Genomic DNA, 13,444 nt, shown 5'->3' with positions numbered 1-13,444 from the left:
TATTATTTGCTTCCAGTCGCCCGCTTTAACGCGAGGCGTGCGGTAATATTCAGACGCAACAAACGCCATAAAATCCAGATAAGCGTGGCGGCGGCGATACTGGCCGTCAGCAGATAGGTATCGTTGTAGGCCAGAATGTTGGCTTCCAGCGTAGAGACCGTTTGCAGTTGCGTCACGGCCTGGGTGCTCAATAGCGAACTGTCGCCGAGCATGCTCTGGTACATCTGGCTGTAGAGCTGCAATCGCTCATTCACCAGCGGATTAAGGGTAGTGAGTTGGTCGGCGAGCAGGCTGGAGTGGTATTTCTCGCGCCATGTCTGGAACGTACCGAGGATTGCCGAGCCTAGCAGGCCGCCAATGTTCTGGCTCATGCCGAACAGCACAGAAAAGCTGACCAGATTTCGCGGCTCAGCTATCACGCCGCCAATGCCTGCGAGCATCGCTGGCGCAATAAAAAAGGCGCTGGCAAAACCGAGTAAAAACTGGCTGATGATGAGCTGGTTAGGTCGCGTAAGACTGGTGGAGTGGCTGTCCATCAGCGAGGCGATAATCATTAACACCAGCGAGGTGACAATCGGCCACGCCAGCCGCTGGGGCTTGATAGTCAGGCAACTGGCGGCAATGCCGCAGATGATTCCCGTCAGGATCGACCATGCCAGTTTCGTCATCTGATCATTCTGCAATCCCACGTATTGTAGCCAGCCGAAAACGCCGGTGTTCTGCTCTGCCAGCACGATGCGGATCAACAGCATAATCAGTCCCAAACGCACAATACTGCCACTGGAAAGCCAGCGAGTATTGAGCAGCGGGTTACTGCGGTTATGCTCAAACACAATGGCAGAAATGATCAGAACCACCGCAGCCGCCAGCGCCCAGCCAATCCAGGGTGCTTCGAACCACCAGTCGAGGCGACCCAGCGATAACACCGCGCACAGCAGCGCTATGCCCGGGGCCAGCAGAAAGAAGGTGATGAAATCCTTCTTTTCGAATACTTTTTTACGATCACCCGGCGGCAATTTCAGGGCGATCACGCAGCCCAGGGAGATGAGTGCCAGCCCCAGTTCAAACAGATAAAGCCCACGCCACTCATTAAGCTGTAGCAGTTCGCTGGAGAAGAGGCGGGCCATTGGGATCGCCAGTGACGAACCCGTAATACCAATGGTTAACGCCTTCAGACGATGCTTTGCTGGCCACGCCTGGATCTGATAGTAAATGCCGAGCGAACTGAGCGCGGCGGCAACCATGCCGTGTGCGGCGCGTACAAACATCGCCGAACTGAGATCGTTAATAAACAGGTGACAAAAGGCTACCAACACATACAGCACCAGAAATCCTTCCGTAAAGGCGCGCAGCCCATACTGCTGGCGGAACTTTACCAGCAGCAGGTTGATAGAGGCGTTGGTCATCACATATACCGCAGGCAGCCAGGCGATTTCCGTTGACCAGGCCGCGAACGTGCCCTGAAGGTTTTGCAGGTTGGCCGTCACCATTGCATTGCCGAGCGCGCCGGTCAAACAGACCAGCAGGCCAACAATACCGTAGGCAATACGGCGCGGCGTACTGTGGTAAGGCGTTGAGGGAGAACCCAACAACGTGGGTTTTTCGTGAGTGGCCCATTCGTGCGGAGCGTACGGATCGCTTGTCGGCAAACGCATTACTTCTTAACCTCGCGAAGCAGGTTTCCCTGCGTTTTGTCGTATGTGGCGGAGCGTAGCTGAAGACAGCAAAGTTCACAGTTATCCTGGAAAGCTTTTTATTTGTTTAATTGTTAGTGTGCTAATTATATTACTTGTGTAAATAAAGATGATGCAAGTGAATAAGAAAAATATAGGTTACCCGCGCAGGGTACACGGCTTAAATGATAAAAATAATCGTTCACATGTGACACTGTCACACTGAGTACAGTAACTATTTTAACTGGCCCACCGTACGATAAAGAGTGTCTGAGCGATGAGAAATCAGGACGCGCGGGTTTATCCCATGGCTACCGTTTTGCGTGCAACCCGGTTATTTTGGTTAGTCCCTGACGGGTTAAGCAAAGGAGATTTTGATGCAGATACCAACATTTCCCGCATTGCAGGAAACCACGCTGGCAGCGGCGAATACGCTGGGTGAATGGCTGGCGCAAAATGATTTTGCCGGTAAACCCACGCCTGTACACGCGGAGGTGGTGATCCTCGCGGGTAATGCGGTGATACCGACCATCGATGCGGCCTGTGCACTGGCAGCGGCGTTGAACACGCCGTTGCTGGTTACGGGGGGAGTGGGACACTCCACGACGTTTCTGTATGACGCTGTTGCGCACCATCCCCGCTATAACGTGCTGCACACGACCGGGCGCAGTGAAGCGGCGATCATGGCGGATATCGGGCGTCACTTCTGGAATCTTGATGATTCTCAACTGTTGATTGAAGATAAATCAAAAAACAGCGGTGAAAATGCACGATTTAGCATTGATTTGCTGCTTTCTAAGGGGATAAAACCGAAAACGGCAATGGTGGTGCAGGACCCAACGATGCAGCGCCGCACCGTCGCCACCTTTGCCCGTGTAAGCCAGCAATGTGCAGACGCACCGCACTGGCTAAGCTGGCCAGGTATTACACCCCGCTTATGCAATACGGCGGCAGGTCTGGCTTTCCAGCCGCAGCAGGAGGGGCTGTGGGCTGTGGATCGCTACCTGTCTCTGATGATGGGGGAAGTTCCCCGCCTCCGTGATGATGCCACGGGCTACGGGCCGAAAGGGCGTGATTTTCTGGTTCACGTTGATTTTCCACCCGCAGTGGAAGAGGCCTGGCAGGTGTTGATTGCCGATGAGATCCTTGCTGCCGTGCTCGCCAGCCGTTCCCTGTGAATAATGCCCGTTTGCGCTAAATATGTAGCAAACGGGCATTATATTCCTCGCACTTGCGATTTATTTGTTGCGATCTTGCGCTGTTTTTTATGAGTTCACTCACAAAAGCTGATGCTGCTCCTGAGCAATGCCGCGCCGGGGATAGCTTACTTAACAATAAGCGTTGCTGCCAGCGAGCGACCGGGGTTTACCCGGCTGCTCGACAGAATGGAAAATGGCGATGTGCTGATTGTCACCAAACTGGATCGTCCTGGACGAAATGCAATTGATCTCGGCTGTCGCTGAAGAAGACTCAGGATGAGTAAGCGATCGGAAATTATTGATGGTGCTCAGGCACCTTATGGAAACAGGGGGCTTGTTTATACAGAAGTTCTGGGATGGGTGGATCTGGAGCATGCTTAGGGCACAGATATTCGAGAGCTGTTGAGATTAATTGCTCAAGGTGAATCATCAGGGAAGGAATTTTATGATGTCAGGTATTCACAGGGAATGACTGGTCTGAGGGGGCAACTTCGGTCAGGAAAGGTGATGACTTGGCGGATACGGCGCGGCAGGCCTTACTGGGAACAGAAAAGCATTGCCTTGGCGATGATGATGACGATGGCACGCAAGTTTGAGGCATTTCAGGGATCGTTTCCCAATAACCTGGTGACGACACGGTTTTAGTGGTGAGGATTTGGTCTCTGATTTGCTGGGTTTTTATCGGGTAGTGTCGGTTCAGAATCCTTTCCCTCAGCTACGGGCTGTCAGCAAAGAAGAGGCGCTAAAGCGCTGGGATCACTACGGAAAAATTATGAGAAAATTTATAACCGTATTTTCTGTTGTGTTGCTGCTTGTTGGTGTCGCACTGACATTGAGCTGGCCGTATCTGACGATGGGATTCGCCAGCAGTGCTAATTATACCGAAAGAGACACGCGGGAATACAATTACTACACACCTGAATTGCTTAAGAAAATGCCACGTATATCTGATAACTACGAATTCAGTTATAGCAATATCAGTGGTCCACAAGCTTTTGTCTATGGTATTCAGTTCAATGGTACGACCGATACTAGTAAAATTCGTAACTACCTGATATCAGAAGGATATGAACAGCAAAAGCAATGTCAAACAGAAGCTGAATGTTGGCGATCTCCACGGAGTCAAGACGTTGTGTCGTTTTACAGCTTGTCTAAATTAGATTTGGTTAGTGTCGAAATTTATCGACGTGAGCATGCTGATTAAATTGATATATCTCTGGGGTACAGTTCGGCGATCCGGCGCAGCGTAACGACATTGCCATGGGGGCCACTTATCAATGCCGTCGCACTGGAACGTGTGGAACAGAAAGTAGCGCGTGTGGTGCTGGGTGACAAAGCGCCTATATTATTAACCGTGAGAACTTTGAAGCGATGCAGGGTTTCCACGCCGGGTGGCGTAAGTCCGGGATTGGCGGGGCGGATGGGCGTCATGGCCTGAACGAGTATCTGCAAACGCAGATGGTTTATCTGCAATCCTGATAATGTGTGACCCCGCCAGGCGGGGGCGCATGTCACACTTTTGTCGCTATCCATGCCATCATCAGTTCGGGCCAGGCGGCGGCAGGCAAACCCAGCGTATCACGAATACCAAAACCGTGTTTTCCCTGCTCAAACAGATGCATCTCTACCGGTACGCCAAGACGGCGCAGCGCGGTAAACATCAGCAGGCTATTCTCTACCTTCACCGCCGGATCGTCCACCGCATGCAACAAAAAAACCGGCGGTGTTTCGTTGTTAACATTCTGTTCAGGGGAATAGTGATGTACCTGTTCGTCAGCCGGTGACTCGCCAATCAGTTGCTGGCGGGAAATCGGGTGATCAATTTCAGCTTGCATGGTGATAACCGGATAAACCAGCGCCATAAATGCCGGGCGCGCACTCTGGTGGTCGATGTCGTCAGACGGCGGATAAACTACTTCGTCATAGCGCGTGCCGAGGCTGGCGGCGACATGACCACCTGCGGAAAAACCCATCACGCCGAGCTTTGTGGGATCCAGTTTCCACTCCCCGGCGCGGGCGCGGATCGTGCGCATTGCGCGCTGTATATCCGCCAGCGGCGCATCCGCGCCTTCAGCATGCTGATCTGCCGGGAGCCGGTAGGTCATCACAAACAAGGTATACCCTTTGGCATTGAAACAGGGAGCCAGTGCACTACCTTCTTTATCCAGTACCACCCGACGATAAGAACCGCCTGGCGTGATAAGGATCCCTACGCCGTTGGGGTTTTGCGGGGCGTAAACGGTGATTTCCGGGGCGCGAACGCCGGTGACTGAGCGGTCAAACGGTGTCGGCCCGGTGTGAAACGTTTCGAGTTGAAAACGCACCGGGCTGGCAGCGGCGCCTGGCGCTTCTCCCTGCGGCCAGATGGGAAACTTACTGGCGTGCTGCACTGCGACCTTCATTAACGTTAATAAATCTTCCGGGCTGATATTTCTCATGTCTTGCCTCGCCTGATGGCGCTTGTACTTACCTGGCCCGCACTCAGCACAGGCCAGGTAAACGTTGCATCATCCGGCTTATGTGAAGGTTAAAGCGCGCGGTATTTTTCCAGTACACGCACGAGTTGGGTGACAAAACCATACTCGTTATCGTACCAGGAGACAGTTTTTACCAGTTGTAGATCGCCTACTTCGGTAATTTCTGTCTGCGTGGCATCGAACACCGAACCAAAATGGCTGCCAATAACATCCGACGAAACAATCTCTTCATCGGTATAGCCGAAGGATTCATTATTTTCAGTGGCTTTTTTCAGCGCCTGGTGGATCTCATCGACGGTGACTTTCTTCTCCAGAATGGAGACCAGTTCAGTTACCGAGCCGGTTTTCACCGGAACGCGCTGTGCATGGCCTTTCAGTTTGCCGCTCAGCGCCGGGATCACCAGGCCGATCGCTTTTGCCGCACCTGTGGTGTGCGGGATGATGTTTTCCGCTGCTGCGCGCGAGGCTCGCAGATCTTTGCCGCGCGGCCCATCGACCAGCGCCTGCGTACCGGTATAGGCGTGAATGGTGGTCATAGTGCCGACTTTGATGCCGAAATTGTCCTATAGCGCTTTGGCCATCGGTGCGAGACAGTTGGTGGTGCAGGAGGCGACCGAAATAATGGTGTCTTCAGCATTGATGGTTTCGTCATTGACGTTAAACACCACGGTTTTCATCTCACCGGCAGGCGCGGAGATAAGCACTTTTTTCGCACCAGCTTCCAGATGCGCCTGTGATTTTTCAGCCGAAGTATAGAAACCAGTACATTCCACAATGATCTCAGCGCCGGCGCGGCTCCACGGGATGTGTTTCGCCTCTTTCTCAGCATAGACAGTGATGCTTTTACCGTTGACGATCAGCGAATCTTCAGTGAAATCTACGTTCCAGCCGAATGGACCGTAGTTAGAATCATGCTTCAATAAATAGGCCAGCACTTTTGGTGAGGTGAGATCGTTAATTGCGACAACTTCCGCGCTACTGTTGGTTTCCAGCAGACGACGCAGTACCAGACGTCCAATACGCCCGAATCCATTGATGCCAATTTTGCTCATAATTCACTCCGCTTTTCAGGTCATGATCATGTTATTGCACTCATCAGTGATAGCCTGGAGGGGATTGTTGAGCAAATGAATCGCGTTAAACGAAGGGTAAATGACTGAATGCTAAAGAGGAAAAGTTAATGAATTTTTAAGGAAATACGGCTATGTTGGCGTTCTGCTATTCTTTCAGGATCGTCTTATGCGCAGTAAATATTCCTCCGTGCAAATCACCCTTCACTGGTTGGTGTTTCTGCTAATCGTAACCGCTTATTGCGCCATGGAGTTTCGCGGATTTGCGCCGCGCAGCTACCGTCCGTGGTTTAACATGGTGCATATCTCCTGCGGTATTTCTATTCTTGTTCTCATGGTTGCTCGTTTGCTGGCGCGGTTAAAAAACCCAACGCCACCGATTGTGCCCAAACCCTCACCTATGATGACCGGGCTGGCGCATCTGGGCCATCTGGTAATTTATCTGCTGTTTATTGTTCTGCCTGTTATTGGCCTGCTGATGATGTACAACCGTGGCGAGCCGTGGATCGCGTTCGGCATGGTGATGCCGTATGCGTCGGAGGCTAACTTTGATCTGGTGGATACGCTGAAGGAGTACCACGAATTGCTGGCTAATCTGGGCTATTTTGTTATTGGCCTGCATGCAGCGGCGGCGCTGGTACATCATTACTACTATAAAGACAATACGCTGTTGCGGATGATGCCGAAAAAACACAGCTAAAGGTTTTCTGCCCGATAGTGCTAAGTTTATCGGGCTAAGCTTCGGGCGTCCTTCGCCACTCTATGGGGAACAGCAACAGGTGGTGCTGGAATGTCTTAACACTGGAGCAAGCATTAGTGCTATTACCAGAGAATTCGGCACCTCGCGCAGACTGTTATTCGTTTGCGGGATAAGGCCGGAGGTGAACATGCAGCAATAAGGCTGATGAGCATCAAAGTTAGTAGTCTGTGATAAACAAATTTTTACTTGATAAAAGGAGTTTCCTGATGAAAATCAGAGCATTATACATGGCGATGTTGTTTATCTCTCCTACCTGTCTGGCGTTGTCTTCCCCTGGAGAAAAGTATAAAACCACAGATCTGACGCATGTTATTTCTGATTACCGGATATCACTTGCGGCACTTCCTCTCGATTATTCTCTTCTGGAAAAAAAGCAACTCCCCGGGGTTATGCTGCAAAGATATAACCTGAATTCACAGGAGTGGTCCCCGCAAGGCGTCGTATCTCCGGAACGCTGGCAGAACGGGGTGGATATCTATATTCCTGATTCCGCCAGAGAAAATAATGCACTTGTTGTTATCAACAACGGCAGCAACAATAATGGCTCAGGCAGTCCCGTAGCGCCCACAAACTTCAGTGAGGAAGAACTTACACGCATTGCGGTGGCCACACGAACTGTGGTGATATCAGTCAGTAATGTTCCTAATCAGGTGCTTATTTATCAGGGGGTTACAACACCTCTGGCTGAAGATGACAGTGTGGCATATTCCTGGAAACTTTTTATTGATGATACTGAGAAATACCAGAACGCGTCCCTTCATATCCCTATGGCAGCGTCGGTATCGCAGGCGTTCAGGCTGGCGAAGAAAGAACTGACACAACAGAATATAACTAAATTTATTATCGCCGGAGCCTCCAAACGTGGCTGGGCCGCGTGGCTGACAGCGCTGTCGGACCCGGATGTCGATGCCGTTGTTCCTTTCGTTATGGATCTGCTGGATACTAAAAAGTCTCTTGAACACATGTATCGGTCGTATGGAAAAAACTGGCCAGTAGCCTTTTATCCCTATTATAAACAGGGCGTTGACCAGCAGATTGGTACGGATGAATTTGCAAGCCTGATGACGCTTGAAGACCCTCTGGCTTATCTGAATACCGATATGGGGAACCGCCTGAAAATTGATAAATATATTATTAATGCCAGCGGTGATGATTTCTATGTGCCTGACAACAGTCATTTTTATTATGGCCGGTTACCCGGATCAAAATCCCTGCGGGTTGTACCTAACTCCTCACATAACGGAATTCTGTCCGTTGCGGAGCCGTCGCTGATCACCTTTGTTAACCGTTTTCAGGAGAAGAAAAAGCTCCCTGAGATTACAGAAAAAGTACAGAACAGCGGGGACGGAAGAAAAGAGCTGGCTGTCAGTTTCTCAGAGAAGCCGACATCAGTTTTACAGTGGACAGCCAGGAACCCGGTAGCAAGGGATTTTCGTTATGCCTGTAATGTTAAATACAGTTCAGCCCCCGTCAGTCCGACGGACGGTGGAGATAAACTCAACGTTCCGCTGATAACCCCCAACAGCGGATGGCAGGCCACTTACATTGAAGCCACCTTCAGTGACGGGTATGTGGCCACAACACAGGTGTATATTACGCCTGACGAGAAATATCCGGAAACAGCCCCTCCGTCTGCTGGGGCAGCCTGCCAGACTCTTCCGGGGCGGGGATTGAACCCTTCACCTGTTAAGCAGTAATGTCGCAACCACAATCCATGTGTTTAAACCCGGTGGCAATAGTTGCCGGGTAACCTCTTCCTGTAAATGCCGTATTTTGTAGCAAAGCAGGGCGGAAATCACATTTTACGCCATCTGTGCTGTGCTGAATTCGTACAAGCTGTGTAGATAGTATATCTATTATAGAAACAGTTTGATGAGTGGAGGGGATATGACACAGCCTGTACAGGATGCTTTCGATAGGGTAGCCGAACAGGAGCAGGTGGCCGGATCGCGCAAATTACGCAAAGTACTATTCGCCACCGGGATCGGCCATTTTGTTGAATGGTTTGATTTCGGTTTGTACGGCACGTTGGCAGCGATTATCGGCCTGCAATTTTTCCAGTCCGGCACTCCGAGCGTTGCGTTGCTCTCATCATTCGCGGTATTTGGCGCGGGCTTTATTATGCGCCCGCTGGGCGGATTATTCTTCGGTTCGCTGGGCGATCGCAAAGGGCGACAGAAAGTACTGGCGACCGTGATCCTTCTGACCTCCGGGGCGACATTCGTGATGGGATTGTTACCCACTTACCATCAGGTGGGGATCACTGCCACCGTGCTACTGGTAATTACGCGCCTGATGCAGGGTTTTGCTGCCGGGGGTGAAAGTTCCGGGGCCACAACGTACCTTGCAGAATACGCATCGACAGAACGCCGCGGCTACTTTACCTGCTGGATCGATAACTTTGGCTTTATGGCGTTTGTGGTCGGTTCCGGGCTGGTTTTTTTGCTCACTGCAACACTTGGCGAAAGCACGATGAACGACTGGGGCTGGCGTATTCCGTTCCTGATTGCCGGGCCGCTGGGCTGGGTGGGGTTATATCTGCGAAAACATCTGGAAGATTCACCAGAATTTATTGCCGCCATGAAGAGCGGTAATACATCCAGCGCGCCGCTGCGCAAAGCAGTGACCACCGCCTGGGGGGCGTTGCTGTTCTGCGTTGGTTTTGTGGTGATCAAAGCTGTCGGACACTGGACGCTGCAAACGTTCATGCCGGGTTATCTGGCGACCGAGCTGCATTTTTCCAAACTCAATGCCTATGCTATCACTACTGTCGGTCTCTTTTCCGTCGCGGTGCTGGTGCCTTTTATGGGCTATTTGTCGGATAAATATGGCCGTAAGCCGTTGATGCTGACGGGTTGTGCCGGGTTTATCTTACTCACTTATCCGGCAATGATGGTGATGGCGAACGGCGATATGCTTTCGGCGATACTGGCGATGGTGATGCTCGGCGCATTTATTGCCGCCTTCGACGGTGCCTGTACGGCGGCGATGGCGGAACTGTTCCCGACCAGCGTGCGCTACGGCGGCTTGTCCATTGCTTATAACTTTGCAGTCGCATTTTTCGGTGGGATCACTCCCTGGTTTTCTGCGTGGTTGATTACCAGCACCGGAGATAAATTCTCACCAGCCTTTTACGTGATGGCCGCCGCGCTGATTACATTCCTTACCGTGCTACGCGCCCGGGAAACAGCTGGGTTACCGCTGAAACGTTGAATATCGTCCCGGTGAGACCATCCACCGGGTTTTTATGCATAAATATCAGGAGTTGAATAGGGTAAGCATAACAGTGCACACCCATAAAGATTATTTTATCGCAGAGTGAATAATTAAATTAATAATAATCACCTGGTCATTTTATACCATAAGGACAAATATCGAATTCGCAACTTTTTTGATGCTCACACGTTCTTAGAGAAATATCCTCATTGCCAGGACAGCGACAGCCTTTTCGTAGTGTGTGCCAGATGGAAGGGAAAAAGGGTAGGGTATGAATAATGTTAAAATCACATTTTTTTCCATCAACGGTGAAGTGTTCCTGGTACGTATGTAATATGTTATCAGGGCGTAAAAAATAACTACCCTTATACCAGACAATTACCGCCAACTCTGGCGTGTTGCGGGCCAGCGCAAAGGCGGTTTTGGTTGTCGGTGATACCAGCATTTCTGTAATATTCCAGCGCATACTTGCTCCTTGCGGCTAATTTTATCTCCTGAGTAAGAAAAAGTTTAACAAATAAAGAAGAAAGAACCTATTCCTTATTAATATATTTAATTTAAACAAGCGGAGTCGGAGTATATTTAATAAGCCTTGCAAAAAAATCCTGATGCAAAATAAACTTGAAATTTGTTGACTGTTATGTTGCGGTTTATTTAAATGGTGGAAATTAATTGCATTCTAATATTGTTAGCATGGCTAATTAAAATTCACGAAAACACAACATATAACGAACAATATTTTTCTTTATATAGTATAGCCGCAAGGTGATCCCACGGGTTGAACCTGATTCAATATTTCCTGTTGCTTCCATCAGGATCAGATTTGTACCAATTTGAAAACGAAAACCTCGCTCAGGGCCGCGTCTACTTTACACGGGTAGGATAACGAGGCTTCAGGCACCATGAAGCCAATGGATAGGATACGATTCAGTATGTTATAATCGGCCCTATGAAAAGCATAGGGTGGGTTAGAACATGTCCTCAAAGAAAGCAAGGGTTGCATTAGTTTCATTTTTCTTGTCAGCATACCGATTGATTAAGGGAAATACCTTATCTGTCGATAAATTTGAACCCAGTGAAAAAGTAGAAAGTATAGTAATATTTTCTACAACAGCCCTTGGTGATTTTATGTTCAACACGCCAGCTATTTTGTCAATCAAATCACGGTTTCCAAATGCACGACTAACATTGGTTTCAAGTAATAAAAATAAAAATCTTGTTGAGGGATCTCCTTGGTTTGATCGTGTGATTTTTTGGGACCAAAAAGTTAATACCATATTAAAAACCGTGTCTCTTTTAAAAAAAGATGCGCCTGATATTTCTGTTATGCTTCATTCAAAGAGTCCATATGATGTGGTTATTTCAACCCTTTTAGGCTCAAAATATATATTAAAGGATGCTTATAATGAAAGCGACCTTGCAATGAGGCGGTTTGTTACTTCATTGTCTGACATCAAATTTGATGGACATATTATCGAAAGGAAAATGTCTTTAATTCAATCTATTGGGTGCGATACAAAGAGAATTGAAATGAAAATTCCATTTTCATTTGAAGCAAAAACGAAAAAAGAGAATACCATTGTGATTGGATTTCAGCTCGGAGCATCCAGAATCCAAAGACAGTGGCCAATATTAAGATTCCAGGAACTTGCCAAACTATTAATCCATTCTGGACGCAATATTGAAATCGTGTTGATTGGCTCGCCCAATGAAGTTGAACTCTCAAAAAAATTTATGGAGGGTATGACGGAAGTTGAAAGTGAGTCTATTACAGATTGTGTCGGAAAGGTTTCATTGACTGAACTTGTAAGGACTATCTCTGGTTTTGACTTACTGGTCACTGGGGATACAGGACCATTGCACCTTGCTGTTGCATTGCAAATAAAAACGGTAAGTTTGTTTGTGACCGCGAATCCTGCACATACAGGCCCTCTGCAAGATCCTCATTTGCACAAGGTTATACATATTGGTAATCATAATGATGACCTTATGACCTCTGCGCAGCCTATGAGCATAATCGGTGCTGAGGATGTAATGACAGCAATCAGCGAAGTCATTGACGAGTGGTGACTTTGTGGGCATATACGCAGCACTTATTATTTTTACATGCATGAAGTAATAAAAAATGCACCTTACTCAGTTGGATGTCCAACTTTTGGGGTGCAGTTCACATTTGGCCGGTTTCAAATTGATCTGCTTGATACCCGCCTTGATCAGTCTGTTGTGACAATAAACATTTTTGCCTGCTGTGCCTGCCGACGTTCAGCCTTAATCGGTGCATATTTCTCTGAATTATAGAATTCCAGGGCCTGGGTCAGAGTAGGGAACTCAAATACCCCGGCAAAGGGTAAAGGCTTGTCATCTCCTTCAAGCACTTCTGCTACAGGACCAAAATGCAGTATCTTCCCTCCAGCCTCTTCCAGGGCCACCTTGAAACGCGGTGCGAGGTTGGCTTGTATTACCGGGTCAATAACACGAAGATTGATGTGGACATATGCGGTCATCATTATTCCTCTGAAATAATTAATAGTGTATATACACTATTTTATCTTGCTTCTTCTGTCGAGGGCAAATTATGAATAACGTTGATTTGGTACTACTGAAAAACATTCCAGAAACATGTCCGGGTTTTCAGGCGCGTGCTACGGCTCGGGCAATCACTCGCTATTACAATTCCTGCTTTAAACCTTATGGGCTAACTTCGGAGCAGTTCAGCCTGTTGGTTGGCATCGGTAGTGCACCTAATGAAACGGTCACTGAACTTGCAGCAAGAGCCGGGATTGATTCAACCACACTGAGCAGAAATATCCGCAGTTTAGAATCCCGTGGTGTCATTGCGTCAGTTGGAGGGCGTGGGCGCGCCGGAAAGAGGCTGAACCTGACGGAGGAGGGCTGGACACTTCTGACAACACTTATCCCTGTCTGGCAGTCTGCAATGGCTGAATTGACCCATCAGATGGGAAGTGAATCACTTAGCTTAACAACGCAGAAGATGAGGCATCTCGCTAAAATCAGCACTTCTTTGTGATCCTGCCAGCGTTGCCAGGAT

The 13,444-nt window shown here is 49.0% G+C and carries 11 protein-coding genes and 4 pseudogenes; 10 read left to right on the top strand and 5 right to left on the bottom strand.

Features of this window, described 5'->3' with window-relative positions; all coding sequences use genetic code 11:
• Positions 1-2: 2 nt before the first annotated feature.
• Complete coding sequence (locus GA0061070_RS05080; protein ID WP_090134208.1) at positions 3-1,655, bottom strand: MFS transporter; 1,653 nt, start codon at positions 1,653-1,655, stop codon at positions 3-5.
• A 395-nt stretch (positions 1,656-2,050) separates the two neighbouring features.
• On the opposite strand from GA0061070_RS05080, the gene GA0061070_RS05075 reads away from it, so the two are divergent.
• The 5 genes and pseudogenes from GA0061070_RS05075 to GA0061070_RS26130 all read left to right on the top strand — a co-directional run.
• The gene (locus GA0061070_RS05075; protein ID WP_090134207.1) at positions 2,051-2,851 is read left to right on the top strand and encodes a YdcF family protein; all 801 of its coding nucleotides are present in this window, start codon (positions 2,051-2,053) and stop codon (positions 2,849-2,851) included.
• Positions 2,852-2,998: 147 nt separating this feature from the next.
• Positions 2,999-3,124: pseudogene (locus GA0061070_RS05070) on the top strand (recombinase family protein); the annotation flags it as partial.
• A gap of 24 nt (positions 3,125-3,148) precedes the next feature.
• Positions 3,149-3,644 (top strand): annotated as a pseudogene (locus GA0061070_RS05065) (hypothetical protein); the annotation flags it as partial.
• Entirely contained in the window at positions 3,645-4,076 is a 432-nt protein-coding gene (locus tag GA0061070_RS25930; RefSeq protein ID WP_090134288.1) for a hypothetical protein, read from the top strand.
• A gap of 143 nt (positions 4,077-4,219) precedes the next feature.
• Positions 4,220-4,351: pseudogene (locus tag GA0061070_RS26130) on the top strand (hypothetical protein); the annotation flags it as partial.
• A 32-nt stretch (positions 4,352-4,383) separates the two neighbouring features.
• Here the strand turns inward: GA0061070_RS26130 and GA0061070_RS05050 are convergent.
• Both GA0061070_RS05050 and gap read right to left on the bottom strand, forming a co-directional pair.
• Positions 4,384-5,310, bottom strand: a complete 927-nt coding sequence (locus GA0061070_RS05050) for an alpha/beta hydrolase (RefSeq protein ID WP_090134204.1) — start codon at positions 5,308-5,310, stop codon at positions 4,384-4,386.
• Positions 5,311-5,399: 89 nt separating this feature from the next.
• A pseudogene (gene gap / locus GA0061070_RS05045) lies at positions 5,400-6,401 on the bottom strand (type I glyceraldehyde-3-phosphate dehydrogenase).
• A 187-nt stretch (positions 6,402-6,588) separates the two neighbouring features.
• Between gap and cybB the strand changes: the two are divergent.
• From cybB to GA0061070_RS05025, 3 genes are all read left to right on the top strand, one after another.
• The gene (gene cybB / locus GA0061070_RS05040; RefSeq protein ID WP_090134202.1) at positions 6,589-7,119 is read left to right on the top strand and encodes a cytochrome b561; all 531 of its coding nucleotides are present in this window, start codon (positions 6,589-6,591) and stop codon (positions 7,117-7,119) included.
• Between the two features lie 266 nt (positions 7,120-7,385).
• The gene (locus GA0061070_RS05030; protein WP_090134200.1) at positions 7,386-8,876 is read left to right on the top strand and encodes a PhoPQ-activated protein PqaA family protein; all 1,491 of its coding nucleotides are present in this window, start codon (positions 7,386-7,388) and stop codon (positions 8,874-8,876) included.
• 190 nt (positions 8,877-9,066) lie between these two features.
• Positions 9,067-10,392 carry an MFS transporter gene (locus GA0061070_RS05025; RefSeq protein ID WP_090134199.1) on the top strand — a complete coding sequence of 442 codons (1,326 nt, stop codon included), beginning with the start codon at positions 9,067-9,069 and terminating at the stop codon, positions 10,390-10,392.
• A gap of 136 nt (positions 10,393-10,528) precedes the next feature.
• Here GA0061070_RS05025 and GA0061070_RS05020 read toward each other — a convergent pair whose 3' ends face one another.
• The gene (locus GA0061070_RS05020; RefSeq protein ID WP_090134197.1) at positions 10,529-10,861 is read right to left on the bottom strand and encodes a hypothetical protein; all 333 of its coding nucleotides are present in this window, start codon (positions 10,859-10,861) and stop codon (positions 10,529-10,531) included.
• Between the two features lie 509 nt (positions 10,862-11,370).
• Between GA0061070_RS05020 and GA0061070_RS05015 the strand changes: the two genes are divergently transcribed.
• Positions 11,371-12,465, top strand: coding sequence for a glycosyltransferase family 9 protein (locus tag GA0061070_RS05015; RefSeq protein ID WP_090134195.1), 1,095 nt, complete (start codon positions 11,371-11,373; stop codon positions 12,463-12,465).
• Positions 12,466-12,608: 143 nt separating this feature from the next.
• Here the strand turns inward: GA0061070_RS05015 and GA0061070_RS05010 are convergent, their stop codons facing one another.
• The gene (locus GA0061070_RS05010) at positions 12,609-12,902 is read right to left on the bottom strand and encodes a DUF1330 domain-containing protein (RefSeq protein ID WP_244153043.1); all 294 of its coding nucleotides are present in this window, start codon (positions 12,900-12,902) and stop codon (positions 12,609-12,611) included.
• A 68-nt stretch (positions 12,903-12,970) separates the two neighbouring features.
• On the opposite strand from GA0061070_RS05010, the gene GA0061070_RS05005 reads away from it, so the two are divergent.
• Complete coding sequence (locus GA0061070_RS05005) at positions 12,971-13,423, top strand: MarR family winged helix-turn-helix transcriptional regulator (protein ID WP_090134192.1); 453 nt, start codon at positions 12,971-12,973, stop codon at positions 13,421-13,423.
• The last annotated feature ends 21 nt before the right edge of the window (positions 13,424-13,444 follow it).

Origin of the sequence: Kosakonia oryziphila (assembly GCF_900094795.1) — a bacterium.
GTDB lineage: Bacteria > Pseudomonadota > Gammaproteobacteria > Enterobacterales > Enterobacteriaceae > Kosakonia > Kosakonia oryziphila.
This window is presented reverse-complemented; position numbering and strand designations above follow the sequence as displayed.

Coding starts and splice junctions, on each gene's coding strand:
- cybB (WP_090134202.1), top strand. CDS start 6,589: ATGCGCAGTAAATATTCCTCCGTGCAAATCACCCTTCACTGGTTGGTG.
- GA0061070_RS05020 (WP_090134197.1), bottom strand. CDS start 10,861: ATGCGCTGGAATATTACAGAAATGCTGGTATCACCGACAACCAAAACC.
- GA0061070_RS05015 (WP_090134195.1), top strand. CDS start 11,371: ATGTCCTCAAAGAAAGCAAGGGTTGCATTAGTTTCATTTTTCTTGTCA.
- GA0061070_RS05075 (WP_090134207.1), top strand. CDS start 2,051: ATGCAGATACCAACATTTCCCGCATTGCAGGAAACCACGCTGGCAGCG.
- GA0061070_RS05005 (WP_090134192.1), top strand. CDS start 12,971: ATGAATAACGTTGATTTGGTACTACTGAAAAACATTCCAGAAACATGT.
- GA0061070_RS25930 (WP_090134288.1), top strand. CDS start 3,645: ATGAGAAAATTTATAACCGTATTTTCTGTTGTGTTGCTGCTTGTTGGT.
- GA0061070_RS05025 (WP_090134199.1), top strand. CDS start 9,067: ATGACACAGCCTGTACAGGATGCTTTCGATAGGGTAGCCGAACAGGAG.
- GA0061070_RS05010 (WP_244153043.1), bottom strand. CDS start 12,902: ATGATGACCGCATATGTCCACATCAATCTTCGTGTTATTGACCCGGTA.
- GA0061070_RS05050 (WP_090134204.1), bottom strand. CDS start 5,310: ATGAGAAATATCAGCCCGGAAGATTTATTAACGTTAATGAAGGTCGCA.
- GA0061070_RS05080 (WP_090134208.1), bottom strand. CDS start 1,655: ATGCGTTTGCCGACAAGCGATCCGTACGCTCCGCACGAATGGGCCACT.
- GA0061070_RS05030 (WP_090134200.1), top strand. CDS start 7,386: ATGAAAATCAGAGCATTATACATGGCGATGTTGTTTATCTCTCCTACC.